Source organism: Pseudomonas moorei (assembly GCF_042846945.1).
Classification (GTDB): domain Bacteria; phylum Pseudomonadota; class Gammaproteobacteria; order Pseudomonadales; family Pseudomonadaceae; genus Aquipseudomonas; species Aquipseudomonas moorei.
In genome coordinates this window covers 2310008-2327503 of the sequence record NZ_AP035776.1, presented here as the reverse complement: position 1 = coordinate 2327503, position 17496 = coordinate 2310008, and the positions used below count along the sequence as shown (strand labels likewise).

Genomic DNA, 17496 nt, shown 5'->3' with positions numbered 1-17496 from the left:
TTACTCCTCTGCCCCGGCAGCTGAATGCGAACTCGAGTCCATCCCTTCCATTTGGGCCACTTCTTTCTCTTCTTTCTCGTGCTTGACCTTAGGGCCCGGTTTCATGCCTTCGTACTTGTCGACGATGGTCTGGAACAGGTTTGGGGTCACCGAGGCGTAGAGCTCGACTGGGTTGTTCTGGCTTGGCTTGGAAAGGGCTGCGTATTCAGCTTGTTCAAGCTGTTTAGGTGCCTTTTTGACTTCACTTACCCAGGCGTCGAAATCTTCCTGGGAAGTTGCGATCGCTTTGAATTTCATACCGGTGAAACCCGCGCCGCTGTAGTTGGCGGAGATACCGTCCATTTCAGCGTTCTGGTTGGCGATCAGGTGCAGTTTGGTCTGCATGCCCGCCATCGCGTAGATCTGGCCGCCCAGAGCAGGGATGAAGAACGAGTTCATCACGGCGTCGGAAGTGATCTTGAAGTTGATCGGCGTGTGCGCCGGGAACACGATCTTGTTGACCGTGGCGATGCCTTGTTCCGGGTAGATGAACAGCCACTTCCAGTCCAGCGCGACCACTTCGATGGTCACAGGCTTGACGTCGGATTCCAGCGGCTTGTACGGGTCAAGGGCGTGGGTCGACTTGTAGGTGACATAACCCAGGGCAATGATGATCAGAATTGGAACTGCCCACACCGCGATCTCGATCTTGGTGGAGTGGTTCCATTTCGGGGTGTAGGTGGCGTTAGCGTTGGACGCGCGGTATTTCCAGGCGAACAGGAAGGTCATGACGATGACCGGAACCACGACCAACAGCATCAGCAGCGTTGCGGTGATGATCAGGTTTCGCTCGTCCAGACCGACCTGGCCCTTGGGATTGAGCAAGGTCATGTTGCAGCCTGACAGCAACAACGTGCCAATCAGCGGCAATAAGCCTAGTAGTCTGGGGTACCTGTTTTTACTCATCTCACGACCTCTAAAGCAGCTTGCGCAATGCAGTTGGGTTTTGATCGCCAACACTTCACCCTGCCAAGGGTTGGCATTTTTCTTGGATTGAATAAGGGCTGGCCCGTCGTGCGTCAGACGCGTTTCGACAAATCCTGAGCTAGCGTTGAGTTCTTATTCGAATTCGTGGTCAAAGGCCTTGTTACAGACCAATTCCATTTGGTGCGGATAATTGGAGGCACCGACACCAGGGGGTCGCATGAAGCCACCCGGCCTCTCGACACCCGGTTTCTGCTCATCCACCTGAGCCAGGGCGAGCAGAGTCGGGAATTCAGTGCGGGCGATTGTAGATATGTAGCGTTTTATAAACCATGTCTCATCCCGAAATAATTTTTATCCAAACCAGCAACAATCCTTACCGGTTTTCGCAAAAGTGGCGCATCTTATCGAAATTGATTCTCAACAAAAACACCAAAAAAAGTAGGGCTACCACCCGCGATTCAGACAGTATCGGCGCCTCCCAAGACGCCGCCGACCTGGCCCCAGCCCCGATATGACAAGGGTTCTGGCAAATTGCCAGGGTCTGTTAAAACTGCCTGTTCCGGCCTCGCCGATGCAAAACCGCCAGCCCGCCAATCGGGCCAGTTTCGTTGCGTGACGACGCACCAATCCGACGCCCTGGCGACCGCTGCGACACTCAAGATGTGACAACATGTCGCACACGTATCGCACCCCTCCTTGCCATACATCACGGCCTTTTTACAGGCCCACTGAAGCGCACGCTGCAAGACAAAAAAAGCCCCGGCGCCCTCATCGAGGACCGGGGTGTTTTCATGCATCGCGGTGAATGCGCCGCAGAACTCAGCGCAGGCTTTTGCGGTTACGCACGGTCAGCAGCGGCACCAGCACGACGACCAGCACGAAGGCCACCAGCGCCCATTGCGCCAGGGACAGACCGAGGATCGGCGGGTAGGGCGTAGAGCAGAATCCGTCGACCTGGAAGCCCAGGGGGAAGATCTTCGCCAGCGGCAGACCGTCCACAATCGGCTGCAACACATCGATGCCGCAACTGACTGCCGGATAAAACTGCGTGTAGACGTGATGCCCCGCCACCCCGACGCCTGCCAATGCGCAGATCACGACCAGGGTTTCAAACAGGGTGATGCTGCGGCGCGTGCTCATGGCAGCGCCAATGAAGGCGAAGAGCGCGATCAACAGCAGCGCATAGCGTTGCAGGATGCACAATGGGCACGGCGCTTCACCCAGCACGATTTGCATGTACAGAGCGCCGCCGATCAGCGCCAGGCAGATGATGCCCAGCAACACCAGGTAGCGTCGTTCACGGCCCAACCGCATTGTTTCCTCGCTCATCGCGTTTCCCTTGAAGGTTTCGATTGCCCGCCAGTCTACACGCTGCCCTGGTTTTTGAGAGCCTGGCGCGATCCGGAGGGATGTCGGGGGAATAGACGATAAGCGGGTTAAGAAGGGATTAACTTTTATGCGTTATTTCAATTCAAGACTGCGGAGCGGCATTCGCGAGCAGGCTCGCTCCCACAATGGATTTCGGTTGAACACAAATCTTGTGCTCCCCTCGGTCACTGTGGGAGCGAGCCTGCTCGCGAAATAGGCGACTCGATCTCCCGAGTCGCTTGCGGTGACTTACTCCAGCGCCGCAGCCGGCCCGAAGAATTCATAACGGCTTTGCTTCTCCGGCACACCCAAGGCCTTGAGGTGGCGCTTGATCGCCGCCATGAAACCTTTGGGGCCCAGGAAGTAAGCATCCACGTCGCGCTCTTGCGGCAACCACGCGGCCAACTGCTCCTGGCTCAACAACCCGACCTTGTGCGCTGCCGGGCTCACGCCATCGTCTTCGTCGTAGCAATAGAAGCGCTTGAGTTGCGGATGACGCTCGGCCAGACCGTCGATCCAGTCACGGAAGGCGTGAACGCTGCCGTTGCGGGCGCAATGAATGAAGTGCACCGGGCGTTCGGTCTCCAGCGCCGCTTCGAGCATCGCCAGGGTCGGGGTGATGCCGACGCCGCCGCTGATCAACACCAGCGGTTTGTCGCTGGCAGTCAGGGTGAACTCGCCCGATGGCGGGAACAGCTGGATGCTCGCGCCAACTTGCAATTGATCGTGCAGGTGGTTGGAAGCGCGACCGCCGGTTTCCCGCTTGACGCTGATGCGGTACTGACCTTTGTTCGCCAGGGCCGACAGCGAATAGTTACGACGAATTTCTTCGCCGTCGAGGATCAGTTTCATGCCGATGTACTGGCCTGGTTCTGCTGCCAGGATCGGGCCCTTGTCCGCCGGTTCGAAGTAGAACGAGATGATTTCCGCGCTTTCCTCGACCTTGGCCGCCACGATGAATTCCCGCGCCCCGCGCCAGCCGCCCGGTGCCTGTTCTTTCTGATCGTAGATGCTGGTTTCAGCACCGATCAGGATGTCCGCCAGTTGACCGTAAGCCGCCCCCCACGCCGCAATCACTTGCGGGGTGGCGATTTCCTCGCCCAGCACTTCAGCGATTGCGCGCAGCAGGCAGGTGCCAACGATCGGGTAGTGTTCCGGCAGGATTTGCAGGGCTACGTGCTTGTTGATGATCTTGGCCACCAGGTCGCCCAACTGGTCGAGTTGGTCGATGTGGCGGGCGTACATCAGTACGCCGTTAGCCAGGGCGCGTGGCTGGTCACCGCTGGCCTGGTGCGCCTGATTGAACAGCGGGCGCACTTCTGGATACTCGGAGAGCATCATGCGGTAGAAGTGAGTGATCAATGCCTCGCCACCGCTTTCCAGTAGCGGCACAGTGGATTTGACGATGGCACGGTCTTGGGCGCTAAGCATAAAGTGACTCCTGGGCAACAAGGTTTTTTCAACGTTTGCCCTATGCTTATCAGTTTCCATGCCAATATTTATTTCGTTATAAATCAACAAGTTAAATGATCGATAGTCATATCGACACGACCTGCTTTATAGTCATACCGACTACATGGAGTCACTATGACTGCAAAATCCCTTCTGACCGCCCTGCTACCACTGGTCTCGGACCTGTCCCGCGAACTGCCCGAAGGCGAGCGCTATCGGCGCTTGCTGGAAGCCATGCGCGCCCTGCTCCCCTGCGATGCGGCCGCCCTGCTGCGCCTCGATGGCGAATGGCTGGTGCCGCTGGCTGTCGACGGTTTGAGTACCGACACCCTCGGCCGCCGCTTCAAGGTCAGTGAACACCCGCGTTTCGCAGCCTTGCTCAGCGGTTCCGGGCCGACCCGGTTCGCCGCCGACAGCAACCTGCCCGACCCTTACGACGGCTTGGTCGAGGGCCTCGATGACCACCTGGAAGTCCATGACTGCATGGGCTGCCCGCTGTTTATCGACGAGCGCCCGTGGGGCCTGCTGACCCTCGATGCCCTTGATCCGGAACAGTTTCAGCCGATCGAGCTCGATTCACTGGAAGCCTTCGCCAGCCTCGCCGCCGCCACGGTCAATGCCGCCGAGCGCATCGAACGCCTGAACAATCGCGTCGAAGATGAACACCAGCGGGCCGAGGTCTACCGCCAGGCCAGCGGCCAGCAGAACCGCGAGATGATCGGCCAGAGCAAGGCGCACAAACGCCTGGTGGAAGAAATCAACCTGGTGGGCGGCAGCGACCTGACCGTGCTGATCACCGGGGAGACCGGGGTTGGCAAGGAACTGGTGGCGCAGGCCATTCACGCCGCCTCGGCCCGCGCCGACAAACCGATCATCAGCCTCAACTGCGCCGCCTTGCCCGACACACTGGTGGAGAGCGAACTGTTCGGCCATGTGCGCGGTGCCTTTACCGGGGCGTTGAATGATCGGCGCGGCAAATTTGAACTGGCCAATGGCGGCACCCTGTTTCTCGATGAAGTCGGCGAGTTGTCGCTGACCGTACAGGCCAAGTTGCTGCGGGTCCTGCAAAGCGGACAACTGCAGCGACTGGGGTCGGACAAGGAGCATCAGGTCGACGTGCGCCTGATCGCGGCGACCAACCGCGACCTGGCAGAGGAAGTGCGCAGTGGCCGTTACCGCGCCGACTTCTATCACCGCCTCAGCGTTTACCCACTATTAGTACCGGCCCTGCGTGATCGCGGGCGGGACGTTCTGTTGCTCAGCGGCTACTTTCTGGAACAGAACCGTTCGCGCATGGGCCTCAACAGCTTGCGCTTGAGCACCGATGCCCAGGCCGCGTTACTGGCTTACGACTGGCCGGGCAACGTGCGTGAGCTGGAACACTTGATCGGCCGCAGCGCCCTGAAAGCCCTGGGTAACTGCAAGGAACGACCCAAGATTCTCAGCTTGAGCGCGGCGGACCTGGATCTGCCCAATGCCAATGCTGAAGCACCCGTCGCGCCAACGGCCCCGGCCGCCGTGACGCTGGTCACGGGGGATTTGCGCGAGGCCACTGAAAACTATCAGCGCCAGTTGATCGGCGCGTGCCTGGAACGGCATCACAACAACTGGGCGAGTGCCGCGCGTGAACTGGGCCTGGACCGGGCGAATCTGGGGCGCATGGCCAAAAGGCTCGGCATGAAGTGACGCCGGGCTTGCCACCTCACCGCAGGAGTCGTGCTAAAACCAATGGATTGGTATTGGCCCTAAAGCCTGCCCGCAACAAGTCGATAACCCGGCATCGAAGTTGTTGGCGATCCTCGCGATCGCCCATCACCTTTTCCCAAGAAGGTACTTATGTCTTCCACCAAAGCCCGCGCAGATTCACTTTCGCTTTTGCTGTTTACCTTGCGCAGCGGCAAGTTGATGGCAATCAACCTGCTCAAAGTGAGTGAAATCATCCCCTGCCCGCCGCTGACCAAGCTGCCGGAGTCGCACCCTCACGTCAAAGGCATTGCCACGCTGCGTGGCGCGTCGCTGTCGGTGATCGACCTGAGCCGGGCCATCGGCGAACGACCGCTGGAAGACCCGAACGGCGGCTGCCTGATCGTCACCGACGTCAGTCGCTCCAAGCAGGGCCTGCACGTTCAGGCGGTGAGCAAGATCGTTCACTGCCTGACCACCGATATCCGTCCACCGCCCTTCGGCTCTGGCGGCGTGCGCTCGTACATCACCGGCGTGACCTCGGTCGATGGCACCCTGGTGCAGGTACTGGACATCGAAAAGGTCATCCACGGCATCGCCCCGGTGCAGATTGAATCCGCACCGACCGAACTGAGCATGGAAGACGCTGAGTTGTTGGGCAACGCACGGATTCTGGTGGTGGATGACAGTCAGGTGGCCCTGCAGCAATCGGTGCACACATTGCGCAATCTCGGCCTGCAATGCCATACGGCCCGCAGCGCCAAGGAAGCCATCGACTGCCTGCTGGATCTGCAAGGCACCGCCCAACAGATCAACCTGATTGTCTCCGACATCGAAATGTCTGAAATGGACGGCTACGCCTTCACCCGAACCCTGCGCGAAACCCCGGACTTTGCCCACCTCTATGTGCTGCTGCACACCTCACTGGACAGTGCGATGAACAGTGAAAAGGCGCGCCTGGCCGGTGCCAATGCGGTGCTGACCAAGTTCTCCTCGCCAGAACTGACCCAGTGCCTGATCACGGCTGCCAAGGCTGTGGCTGAACAGGGTCATTGAGTCTTGGCCGAGGACTTTTGCTTTTTGATGCGGCGCAACCTCGCCGAGGCTGTGCTGGCCATCCCTTGGCCAAGCGATCTTCAATTGACCCGCTACCGTCCTGAACTCGCCGAAACCGTCCACCAGCTGATGGCGCTGGGTTACCGCGAGGGCGGTGGTCGCGTACCGGAACTGGAGCGCTGGCAACGGCAATTTGAAACCGACCCCGAATACGATCCCGAGCTGTGCTTTATTGCCCAGGATGCCGAAGGCGTGGTTGCCGTGTGCCAGTGCTGGACCAGTGCCTACATCAAAGACCTGGTGGTGCATCCACGGGCTCGACGACAAGGGTTGGGACGCGCCTTGCTGCTGCATGCGTTCACGGTGTTCCAGCAACGCCGCGAGGGCTTTGTGGATTTGAAAGTGCTGGAGGACAACCTGCGCGCGCAGCGGTTGTATGAAAGCGTCGGGATGTATGTGGTGCGCCGGGAAGCGGTTCCAGCCTGACGATCACTCTCAATCATTCAGGCATAATCCGGTCCTTCGCCCTCCAAAAGGATTTCCGGCCCATGAAAAACGCAGCCCTGACCCTGCTCTGCCTCACCGCCCTCGCCACCCAGGCCCACGCTTCCAGCCCCGACGCCTGGGCTGCCTACGACAAAACCGTACTCGTCAGTTGCACCAAGGCCAGTGGGCTGAAGAATGCCAAACCCGTCGGCAACGCCGCGCAGTTCGATGACCGGGTCGGTTACAGCGCGCTTCTGCTGCAAGGTCAGTACCCGCAAAAACACATGAAAGGCGCACAAGGCACCGAACTGTGCCTCTACAACAAAAAAAGCAAAACCGCGTATATCACCGAATGGGACTCGATTCGCCCCGCCGTCCAGGCACAGTGAGTGGCGCATAACTTGCTTCGGCAGCGCACTTCACGGTGACATTCTGTCGCCGCTTCCCTCGACGCGACCGAGCGCCCAATGAATACGACGTTTTCCTGCGTAGGCTGTGGTAAATGCTGCAACGATCACCATGTGCCCCTGACCCTGGCCGAAGCCCGGATGTGGGCGGCCGATGGCGGGCAGGTGATCGTGCTGGTGGAGGCGTTCCTGGGCAACGGCCTGGGCCTGCCCGCACAGCAACGCGACCACGCCGAACGCCGCTCGGCAGTGGTTCACAGTGGCGAATCCAAGGCGTTCGTCGCTATCACCTTTGCCGCCTACAACGTCGGTCCCTGTCGGAATCTTGACGAGGACAACCTCTGCCGCATCTACGAGCGCCGGCCGCTGGTGTGCCGCATTTATCCGATGGAAATCAATCCGCACATTCCCCTAAACCCGGCGATCAAGGAATGCCCGCCCGAATCGTGGGAAAAAGGACCGGACCTGATCGTCGGCGGTGAGTTGGTCGACCGTGAGCTCATGGCGCTGATTCAACGCTCCCGTCAGGCAGATCGCGATGATATTCAGATGAAGGATGCGATTTGCGCGCTATTGGGCATTCGCACGACGGCGCTGAAGGGGGATGGATTTACCGCCTATCTGCCGGACATGGCCGAGTTTGCCACGATCATCGATGACCTGGCCGGGCAGACGCTGCCGCAGTGGGACAGCGAGTGGCTGTTCCATGTGTCTGGTGAGGATATCGCCAGACAGGTCGTGGATGCCGGAGGGCAATTGGCCACGCAGGCGCCGGCGAACTACTCGTTTATTTCGTTGCGGGTGGCTTGAGTCTGGAAAATGTGTCGCCTGCTCGCGATGACGGCAGGCCTGACACCGCAAAGCCTGAAACCTAGCGCTTGCCCATCGAACGCCGCGTCCCCGGCGGTGCCATGCCCGGGGTCTTGGTGTGGCCGTTCTTGGCGCCGTTCTTGTACCACGGCTGATTGGCGTTCTTGGCGCCGGCCAGTTCTCCTGGCTTGAACGGGAACTTGAACGCGGGGATGGCGGCTTTGGTTTCGCTGTCGGCGCTGGAGTCGACGCTGTCTGGCAGCTCTGCCTGCTCGTCGCTCAAGGTGTCGGCGACCGGCGGTTGTTTCGGGGAAGTCATGAAAGCTCCGGGTGGTGCGTAAAGTGTCGGGCCCGGTCAGCGAGCCACGAAAGGCGGCAGTATAACTGGATGAAGCGCTGCAAGCTGCTGTTAAGCGACTCGCACAAATCCCGGGAAGAATGTTAGCGTGCTCAGCATTCTCCACCGCCCAGACGAGCCCTGCGCCCATGAAAAAGACCGTCCTCGCCTTCAGCCGCGTCACGCCTGAAATGGTCGAACGCCTGCAACAAGACTTCGACGTGATCGTGCCGAACCCGAAAAACGGCGACATCAATGCCCAGTTCAACGAAGCCTTGCCCCATGCCCACGGCCTGATTGGTGTCGGTCGTAAACTGGGACGCGCCCAACTGGAGAACGCCGCCAAACTGGAAGTGGTGTCCAGCGTTTCGGTGGGCTACGACAACTACGACGTCGCCTATCTCAATGAGCGCGGGATCATGCTCACCAACACCCCGGATGTGCTCACCGAAAGCACCGCCGACCTGGCGTTCGCGCTGCTGATGAGCAGTGCCCGTCGTGTCGCTGAACTGGATGCCTGGACCAAGGCCGGTCAATGGCAAGCCACTGTTGGCGCACCGTTGTTCGGTTGCGATGTGCATGGCAAGACTCTGGGCATCGTCGGCATGGGCAACATCGGCGCGGCCATCGCTCGCCGTGGGCGCCTGGGTTTCAACATGCCGATTCTCTACAGCGGTAACAGCCGCAAGACCGCGCTGGAACAGGAACTCGGCGCACAATTTCGCAGCCTGGATGAACTGTTGGCCGAAGCCGATTTTGTCTGCCTGGTGGTACCGCTCAGCGAGAAAACCAGACACCTGATCAGCCATCGCGAACTGGCGTTGATGAAGCCAGGCGCAATCCTGGTGAACATTGCTCGCGGCCCGGTGGTCGACGAGCCGGCGCTCATCGAAGCCCTGCAGAACAACCGCATTCGCGGTGCCGGGCTGGATGTGTACGAAAAAGAACCGCTGGCCGAATCGCCATTGTTTCAACTGAAAAACGCGGTGACCCTCCCGCACATTGGCTCGGCCACCCATGAAACCCGCGAAGCCATGGCCAATCGCGCCCTGACCAATCTGCGTAGCGCCCTGCTGGGTGAGCGCCCACAGGATCTGGTCAACCCGCAAGTCTGGAAAGGCTGAATAAAAACGGGCAGGCGTTACAGTCGCCTGCCCGTTCACATTAATACCCACGCATCCAACTTACCGATACATATCCTGCAATTCAGTTCACGGCCAAATAAATAATTCGCCGTATAAACTCCAGACTAAAACACCCCGACAGTTAGTTTTGGAGAACATAGACCTTGAGCCTAATCACAACCAACCACGTCATTAAATTCAGCAAAGCCACACTGATGCTATTCTTCAGTTTCTTCGGCTTGCTGGTGATGTACAGCAATATTACCGACTACGCGACCAACTATGAGTACCTGTCACACATCCTGAGCATGGACACCGTCGACGCAAGCTCCAGGTACAGCAGGCGAGCGATTACCTCCCCCATACTCCAGCACCGGATTTACTGGCTGATCATTACATTTGAAGTCATGTATACGACCTTCTGCATCCTGGGCACTTACAATCTGTACAAAAACATAAACTCCAGCAGCAAGAAATTTCACGAAGCGAAGAAGTTCGCCATTATCGGCTTATTGATTGCACTCTTTCTTTATTACCTCGGCTTCCAGGTCATTGGTGCCGAGTGGTTCAATATGGACCAATCAAAACAATGGAACTACAAAGACTGGGCCCAGCACATTGTCGACTTCATGTTGCCATCGTTGTTGTATCTGGCGATCAGGATCGAGCGCTGAAGACGCACTCGACCCTGATGCAACTTCAAGCCAACTTGCCAACGCCCTGCAGGATCGGCGCCTTGGGTTTACGGAACACCAGGACGTTGCCCAGCATCACCAGCACCAACCCTGCCAGGGCCGGCAACGTCCATTGGTAACCCTCGGCGAACGCCGATACATTCAGCGCCACCACCGGGAACAGCACCGTGCAATAGGCGGCGCGCTCCGGCCCCATGCGCCCGACCAGCGTCAGGTAAGCCGTGAAACCAATCACCGAACCCGGAATGACCAGGTACAGCAGCGAACCGATGTAGCGGGCACTCCATTCCACATCGAATGGAATCCCTTTGACCAGACACCACACCGACAGCATCGCTGCGCCATAGGCCATGCCCCAGGCGTTGGTGGTCAGCGGCTTGAGCCCGGCTTTCTGTTGCAAGCTCGATAGCATGTTGCCCGCCGAGAAACACAGGGTGCCGCACAGGGCCAGGCCCAGACCCAGCAGGGTTTGCGGGCTGGCGGTATGGCCGACCAGTTCCGGCCAGAACAACAGGCCCAGACCGGACAAGCCCAGGGCACCGCCCATCAGCACGTTACGGGCGATTTTCTGGCCGAAGAACACCCGAGCATTCAAGGCATTCCACAGCGTCGCGGTGGAGAACACCACGGCGACCAGACCACTGGGAATCCACTGACTGGCCGTCAGGAAGCACATGAAGTTAACGCAAAACAGGCACAGACCTTGGGCCAGGCATATCAAATGCCCACGACGGTTCATCACCTGTAACCGCCGGCTGAGCAGCAACATCACGAACAGCACCAGCGCGGCGAGCCCAAAGCGATAAACGATCGACACGGGAATCGCCACCACGCCCAACTGCCATTTCAGGGCAATCCAGGTGGTGCCCCAGATCAGCACGGTCAGCAAATACAATGAAAGGTTCATGACAAAGGCTCCTCGATAGGTGCCCAGTGTCCGGCGTCGCGCCGTGGCGCACTTGCATAAACTTGCGCTTTTGTCGCGCCACCGGCTGGCAGGCGAACGCCTACGGAGTAGGATGCAAGGCGTTGGAGAGAACTGATCATGCCCGCACTGGAAACCCTGCAAGTCTTTCAAGCCCTCAACCGCTCGCCCAATGCTCGCCTCGAGCACAGCGCCGAGCTCGGTGACGGCATGGCTGCAGCCTTGTGGAGCAATCATCATGACGCCCAGGATTACGAGGCGCCGAGCCACCACACGCTGTCCTGCTATATCGCCGGCGGCACGGGCACCTTTCGCCGCGATCAGCCCGGCAACAAGGGGGGCCCGGACAAACTGTGCATCCTGCCGGCCGATCATCAGTCCGGCTGGGTGATCAACGGTGATATTCGCCTGGCCCACCTCTATTTCAGCCCCGAACAATTCGCCCTCGGCTGCGTCACGCTGCTGGACCGCGAACCTCGTGAAGTGCAACTGCGTGAAGGCACGTTCCTCGACGATCCACTGCAATCCCGACGCTTTCGGCAGATGATCACGCTCAATTGGGATGAACCCGGCGAACGCCTGCTCACCAGCAGCCTGGCTCATGAAATGCTCAGCCATGCCTTGCTCGGTCAGGTCGGCCTGCGCGACGGATTGCGACTCAAGGGTGGGTTGGCGGCACATCAGCGTCGTCAACTGGTGGAGTACATCGACAGTCAGTTGGCCGAAGCCATCAGCCTGGGACAACTGGCAGCGCTGTGCGCCTTGTCGGAATACCACTTTGCGCGGATGTTCCGCGAAAGCTTCGGCCTGCCGCCGCATCAATATGTGCTGGCACGGCGACTGGGCCGGGCGCGGGAGTTGTTGCGCTCCACGTCGCAGCCGCTGGGGGACATCGCGCTGGCCTGCGGGTTTGCCAGTGCCAGTCACTTCACCAATCGGTTTCGCCAGGTATTGGGTGGGACGCCTGGCGAGTATCGGCAGGCGTTTTTGCGCTAGGTCCGGGATGTTAAGTGGCTGTCAGACCGCCATCGCGAGCAGGCTCGCTCCCACAGGGGACCGCACTCTTTATTGAGAATACGATCAAGTGTGGGAGCTCGCTCGCGAAGAACGATGACGCGGTCTTCCGTTAGAACTCCAGCGTACTGGACAAGGTCACCTGCCGCGAATCGCCCATCGACACAAAGAACCGGCTCGCCGCCGAGGTGTAGTAAGTGCGGTCAAACAGGTTCTTCACGTTGAGCTGAAACTTGACCTTTTGCCCGTCGAGTTGCGTGTCGTAGGTGGCGAACCCATCGGCGACTGTGTAGCCCGGCAGCTCGAAATCGTTCACTGCGTTGCCCTCCCGCTCCCCGACATAACGCGCCCCCGCGCCAACACGCAGTTGATCGCCACCGATGACACTGCCGAAGTCGTACACCGCCGATAGCGAACCGCTGTTGCGGGCCAAGTTTTGCAGTTCATTGCCCTTGTAGTCCGGGTCCTCGGTCACTTCGGCATCGGTGTAGGCGTAACTGCCGATCATGCTCCAGCGGTCACTCAGTTGACCGCTCAGGTCCAATTCAAGACCACGGGAACGCACTTCGCCGGCCGCGCTGTAGATCGTGACCGGGCCTTCAGAGTTGGCCACCAACACGTTGCGTTTCTTGATATCGAACAGGGCGATATTGCCCGTTATCCGCCCCGGCATGTCGAGCTTGGCACCGATTTCCCAGGACTTGGCTTCTTCCGGCGCAACGCTGCCATCAAGCACGGTGCTGCTGCCGCTCAGGGGGGCGATGGTCGAGTTGGGTTTGAAGGATTCGGTGTAGCTGCCGTAGAACGACAGCTCATCGGTGTAGCGATAGACGAGGCCGGCGCGCGGCACCCATTTCTGGCCGTTGCTGTCGGTGTTGGCCTTGAACGGCACACCTTTGCCGGCGTACTGGTCGTACGTCTGGAAACGCCCGCCCGCTACAAGAATCCACTGGTCGGTGAGGTGGATCGAGTCCTGCACAAACACCGAATCGCTGCGCAGCAAATCGGTCTGGGCGCTGTCGGCCGGGCTCACCGCGCTGCCTTCGACTTCACGACCATAGACCGGGTTGAGGTAGTTGAACGTGCTCAGGCTTTTCTGGCGGATCAGGTCGGCGCGATAGATCTTGCGGTACTCGTCATCGATACCGATTACAAGGTCGTGGCGCATGCCCGCAACATCGACCTTGCCTTCAAGACTGGCCGTGGCGAACCGGTCGGTGCTGATCGCATTCTGCGTGCCGTCCATGCTGCGGGTCAGGGTGCCCTTGCTGGTGTCGATGGCGGTGACACGCACTTGACTGGCGTCGTAGGTTTCGCGGTTCCAGCTATAGCCGAAGTGGGCGCTCCAGTTGTCGTCGAGTTCGTGATCGGCCTCGAAGTGATAGAGGTCCGAGCGCCCTTCCATGTCGTTGAACGGCTCGTCGAGGCGCTCATTGCGCGAAATGTCCAGCGGATGGTTGGTGCCTGGATCAATCACCGTGCCACGGTCGAACGGGGTGAGGAATTCACGGTGCTCATAGGCCAGCAGCAGCTTGGTTCGCTCGCCGAACCAGGCCAGCGACGGCGCCACCAGTGTCTCGCGATGCACGCCATAGTTGCGCCAGTAATCTTCGTCTTCGTGGTCCAGCACCATGCGATAGGCCAGCCCGGAAGTGCCCAGGGCGCCGGTGCTGTCGAAGTTGCCGCCGCTGCCGTTCTTGCCGTCGCCGTAAGTCGAGCCACGCAGGGTCAAGGCGTTGTACTGCTCAAGCTCTGGTTTTTTGCTGACCATGTTCACCACACCGCCCGGGTCCTGAATCCCGTAGAGCAACGAAGCCGGCCCTTTGAGCACTTCAACCCGGTCCACCGTGGCGTTCATGCCACGACCCTGCACCAGCGGCATGCCATCGCGCATGATCGAGCCGTTGCGGTTGTCGCCGAAGCCGCGGGTCATGACTGAATCCTGAGTACTGCCCAGCGTATTGCCTTGGGTAATGCCGCTGACATTGGCCAGTGCGTCATCCAGATTACGGGGTGCCTGATCGCGAATGACCTGGGCCGCAACCACGTTGACGGTCTGCGGGATCTCCTGAATCGGCGCGGAGGTGCGCATGACCGAACTGGTGGGGGGCGGCTGGTAGCTGGTGGATTGATCCATCACCGAAGTAATGGTGGTCGCCCCCAGGTTCAAGGCCCCCGCCGTGGGCTGCGGTTCCAGTGCGATGGTGTGATCGTCGGCGCGACGGAAGGTGAAACCTGAACCACTGAGCAAACGCTGCAGGGCCTGTTCAGCAGTCATCTGACCGTTGATCGCCGGGGCATTGAAGCCGTAGGGCGCTTCATCGGTGTAGACCACGCTGATGCCGGTGACACGGCTGAAATCGCTCAGGGCCTGGGGAAGCGGTTTGGCGTCCATCGAAAAACTGAACGGCGCGTATTGCCGGGCACCGATGTCTGCGGCCCTTGCAGCACTCAGCGGCAGCAACGCCAAGGCCGAAAAGCTCAACGCAGAAACACCTAACCATTGTTTGACCGAACCCGATTTTGCCCTGGACTTCATGACTCATGACCTGTGTAGAACCGCAACGGATGCGAATGACTCGCAGTTTCAGTCACTACACGGATGGCATTCGGTTTTACCTCAGTAGAATGTTGAAAATAATCTTAGTGAGGGTGATTGGGTGCCTGAGATCGCGTTTTACCGCATGAACCGGCTTGTCAGCGAAGACGTCATAAAGGTTAGCGCAAAATAATCAAATGCCCCGAAAGCTGGTGCTGTTCAAATCCCAACACGCCCTGCAACGAACTCAACACCGCCTGCGGGTCCTTGCTTGGAAAGCTGCCACTGACCCGGCGCTTGGCCAGTTCATCGTTGAGCAGCACGATTCTACCGGGGTAATAACGCCCGAGATCCCACACCACATCGGCCAACGGCGCCTTGTAGTAATTGAGCCAACCCTGGCGCCACGCCAACTGCGCTTCACTGTCCACCGCGTGGAGTTTCTGCCCCACGCCTTCGCCGTATGCCACTTGCTGGCCGGCGGTGAGTATCTGCTGTGCGGCATTCTTGTCCGCCAACACGCCAACGCGACCGGACAATACCGTGACCTGCGCGCCATGGGATTGCAGGCGCACCTCGAACTGCGTGCCCAGGACCCGAGCCTGGCCCTTCTCGGCGTCCACCATGAACGGCTCGCCGTTGTGGGTCACGCTGAAAAAACCGGCACCGCGCCGCAACTGCACCCGCCGCTCGCCACGACTGAAATCCACCGCGATGGCACTGTCGGCATCGAGGGTGACCTGCGACTGATCGGCCAGTGTGATGGTGCGAATTTCCCCCGGCGCCGATACGTAATCGGCACCCAGGTCGTCGATCCAGCGCGATGGTTGCCAGCCCGCGCCGAGGCTGATCATCAGCAACAGGCACGCCGCCATGGCCAACGCCCCGGACCCGCTCCGAAGGCTGCGGCGGCGTGGGCGGTTCATGGCGTCGAGATAACCTTGCAGGGCCACTGCCTCTTCATCCGCCAGGGTCCGTGCCGGGACTTCGCTCAACTCCCAGACCACCTGCGCTCGGGCATAGGCCTCGGCATGCGCCTGATCGGCCTGCAACCACCGACTGAAAGCAGCCTGATCAGCGCTGTCGGGCTGGTCACGCAGGAGACTCAACCAGGCGAGCGCCGCCTGTTCCTGAGCGGGCGTCGGGATCACGCGTTCGCAGTCTTTCACTTGGCGTGCCCCGCCGCGCGCAGTTGAGGCTCGCGCAGGCTGGCCTTGCAGGCCTCGAGCGCGCGCATCATGTGTTTTTCAACCGCACTTTGGGACAGCCCCATCGCTTTGGCGATCTCGGCGTACTTGCGGCCATGGATGCGATTGAGCAAGAAAATCTGCCGCGTACGTTCGGGCAATGCGCGCAACGCTGCCTCGACATGACGCAAATCATTGCCCGCCTCCAGCGCCGCCTGTGGCTCACTGTCCACGCCGTCCGACGATTCCGCCATCAAGCCTTCACTGGCCCGGACCCGCGTGGCCTCACTGCGCAGATGGTCGATGGCAATGTTGCCGGCGCAGCGCAGCAGGTAGGTGCCGAGTTCTTCGACCTGCACCAGCGGCCGTCGCCAGAACCGCAGGAACAAGTCCTGCACCAGGTCCGCGGCCGTCGCCCGGCAACCGACCCGGCGACTGACCAGCGCTTCCATTTGCGACCGTTGCGAAAGGAACACATGAAGAAAATGCGCACGGTCGCCGCGCAGGTCATCGCGTTGGATTTCGTGGGGCTTGGGAGGAGGAGTGATCATCGAGCCAATGCTGCGTCAATGCGTCCATTGGCCTGGCCAGCCGCCTCATCGCGGCCGGACGCCGGCGATACGGCATCAACATCAGCAGCACCGCGCCGAGCATCAACGGTGAAGCGAGAGAATGTGCTGGTGTTGCCCTTCATGTCGCGACCTGGAAACCGATGAAGCCGCGTGAATGTCACGGGCCTGCAAGGCCGCCAATACTAATGATAAATATTCTCATACGCAAAAATAATGGTTGAGCCCTCACTCCAAAGTCGACAACGCTGAAAACGAAACGGGCCTGCAATGCAGGCCCGTTCAAGTGGGAAGTTAAAAAGTGGATCAAGCTTCAGCCGTTTTGCGCTGCCTGTTCGTTTTCAAGAAACTCTTCCTCCAGCAACTCATCCGCGTGAGCCCTGCGCTCGAACGGCACGACGGCGGCGCGGGGTTTGCCTCGCAATTTGCCGAACAGGTGTTCCAGCGCGTGCTCGAGTTTCTCGGCAGCTCCGTCGATCGCCAGTTCCAGGCTGGCGGCTTTATGGGTAACGGAAATCGGTTGGTGGCCTTTTGGCCGCGCTTCCAGCTGGCAGCGTAGATCGTGGGGACCGGGCTTGTCGCCGTTCTCGTCCCGCAGGTGAACCTCCACTCGGGTCAGGTTCTCCTCATAACGTTCGAGCGTGCTCTCAATGGTAGTACGTACCCACTCCTCCAGTCGGATGCTGCTTTGAATATGGTTATCGCTATTGACTTGGATTTGCATAGTTCATCCCTTATTTCAGCTAGCTCGCGAGAGGCCGGTCAGCTAAGCCCTTGGGCGTCATCACCGTGACCTCTTGATTACACAATCGGTCTGTACGCTGAACAATTCAACCCCTAAAAAAAGATAAAGTTTTAATCGCAAAAAAAGCCGGACA

General features: G+C 59.6%; 17 protein-coding genes. 8 read left to right on the top strand and 9 right to left on the bottom strand.

What is annotated here, in order from left to right; all coding sequences use genetic code 11:
• The 3 genes from cyoA to hmpA all read right to left on the bottom strand — a co-directional run bounded on the left by cyoA (position 1) and on the right by hmpA (position 3765).
• A complete protein-coding gene (cyoA, locus tag ACGJAX_RS10750) occupies positions 1-945 on the bottom strand; it encodes a ubiquinol oxidase subunit II (RefSeq protein ID WP_090316334.1) in 945 nt (314 codons plus the stop codon).
• A gap of 840 nt (positions 946-1785) precedes the next feature.
• Positions 1786-2295, bottom strand: a complete 510-nt coding sequence (locus ACGJAX_RS10745) for a disulfide bond formation protein B (protein ID WP_090316329.1) — start codon at positions 2293-2295, stop codon at positions 1786-1788.
• A 288-nt stretch (positions 2296-2583) separates the two neighbouring features.
• Positions 2584-3765, bottom strand: coding sequence for an NO-inducible flavohemoprotein (hmpA, locus tag ACGJAX_RS10740; RefSeq protein ID WP_390958821.1), 1182 nt, complete (start codon positions 3763-3765; stop codon positions 2584-2586).
• Positions 3766-3921: 156 nt separating this feature from the next.
• On the opposite strand from hmpA, the gene norR reads away from it, so the two are divergent.
• From norR to ACGJAX_RS10715, 5 genes are all read left to right on the top strand, one after another.
• Positions 3922-5472, top strand: a complete 1551-nt coding sequence (norR, locus tag ACGJAX_RS10735) for a nitric oxide reductase transcriptional regulator NorR (RefSeq protein ID WP_090316322.1) — start codon at positions 3922-3924, stop codon at positions 5470-5472.
• 150 nt (positions 5473-5622) lie between these two features.
• The gene (locus tag ACGJAX_RS10730; protein ID WP_090316320.1) at positions 5623-6525 is read left to right on the top strand and encodes a chemotaxis protein CheV; all 903 of its coding nucleotides are present in this window, start codon (positions 5623-5625) and stop codon (positions 6523-6525) included.
• A 27-nt stretch (positions 6526-6552) separates the two neighbouring features.
• Positions 6553-7011 (top strand): GNAT family N-acetyltransferase, encoded by a 459-nt coding sequence (locus tag ACGJAX_RS10725; RefSeq protein ID WP_090316317.1) that lies wholly within the window; start codon positions 6553-6555, stop codon positions 7009-7011.
• Between the two features lie 62 nt (positions 7012-7073).
• A complete protein-coding gene (locus tag ACGJAX_RS10720; RefSeq protein WP_390958818.1) occupies positions 7074-7400 on the top strand; it encodes a hypothetical protein in 327 nt (108 codons plus the stop codon).
• A 78-nt stretch (positions 7401-7478) separates the two neighbouring features.
• Complete coding sequence (locus tag ACGJAX_RS10715; protein ID WP_390958816.1) at positions 7479-8228, top strand: YkgJ family cysteine cluster protein; 750 nt, start codon at positions 7479-7481, stop codon at positions 8226-8228.
• A 61-nt stretch (positions 8229-8289) separates the two neighbouring features.
• Here ACGJAX_RS10715 and ACGJAX_RS10710 read toward each other — a convergent pair whose 3' ends face one another.
• Positions 8290-8547: a hypothetical protein gene (locus ACGJAX_RS10710; RefSeq protein WP_103405249.1), complete on the bottom strand. Its 258-nt coding sequence runs from the start codon at positions 8545-8547 to the stop codon at positions 8290-8292.
• A gap of 167 nt (positions 8548-8714) precedes the next feature.
• Between ACGJAX_RS10710 and ACGJAX_RS10705 the strand changes: the two genes are divergently transcribed.
• Positions 8715-9689 (top strand): NAD(P)-dependent oxidoreductase, encoded by a 975-nt coding sequence (locus ACGJAX_RS10705; RefSeq protein WP_390958814.1) that lies wholly within the window; start codon positions 8715-8717, stop codon positions 9687-9689.
• Positions 9690-9853: 164 nt separating this feature from the next.
• Positions 9854-10363, top strand: a complete 510-nt coding sequence (locus ACGJAX_RS10700; RefSeq protein WP_390958812.1) for a DUF2165 family protein — start codon at positions 9854-9856, stop codon at positions 10361-10363.
• Between the two features lie 25 nt (positions 10364-10388).
• Here ACGJAX_RS10700 and ACGJAX_RS10695 read toward each other — a convergent pair whose 3' ends face one another.
• Entirely contained in the window at positions 10389-11291 is a 903-nt protein-coding gene (locus ACGJAX_RS10695; RefSeq protein ID WP_390958810.1) for an EamA family transporter, read from the bottom strand.
• Positions 11292-11429: 138 nt separating this feature from the next.
• On the opposite strand from ACGJAX_RS10695, the gene ACGJAX_RS10690 reads away from it, so the two are divergent.
• Complete coding sequence (locus ACGJAX_RS10690) at positions 11430-12305, top strand: helix-turn-helix domain-containing protein (protein ID WP_390958808.1); 876 nt, start codon at positions 11430-11432, stop codon at positions 12303-12305.
• 130 nt (positions 12306-12435) lie between these two features.
• Here ACGJAX_RS10690 and ACGJAX_RS10685 read toward each other — a convergent pair whose 3' ends face one another.
• The 4 genes from ACGJAX_RS10685 to ACGJAX_RS10670 all read right to left on the bottom strand — a co-directional run bounded on the left by ACGJAX_RS10685 (position 12436) and on the right by ACGJAX_RS10670 (position 17342).
• On the bottom strand, positions 12436-14862 hold the full coding sequence (locus tag ACGJAX_RS10685) for a TonB-dependent siderophore receptor (RefSeq protein ID WP_390958806.1): 2427 nt from the start codon (positions 14860-14862) through the stop codon (positions 12436-12438).
• 179 nt (positions 14863-15041) lie between these two features.
• On the bottom strand, positions 15042-16031 hold the full coding sequence (locus ACGJAX_RS10680) for a FecR domain-containing protein (protein ID WP_390958804.1): 990 nt from the start codon (positions 16029-16031) through the stop codon (positions 15042-15044).
• Positions 16028-16600 (bottom strand): sigma-70 family RNA polymerase sigma factor, encoded by a 573-nt coding sequence (locus tag ACGJAX_RS10675; RefSeq protein ID WP_390958802.1) that lies wholly within the window; start codon positions 16598-16600, stop codon positions 16028-16030. The genes ACGJAX_RS10680 and ACGJAX_RS10675 overlap by 4 nt, the downstream gene beginning before the upstream one ends.
• 331 nt (positions 16601-16931) lie before the next feature.
• Positions 16932-17342 carry an HPF/RaiA family ribosome-associated protein gene (locus ACGJAX_RS10670; protein ID WP_090316280.1) on the bottom strand — a complete coding sequence of 137 codons (411 nt, stop codon included), beginning with the start codon at positions 17340-17342 and terminating at the stop codon, positions 16932-16934.
• Positions 17343-17496: the final 154 nt, after the last annotated feature.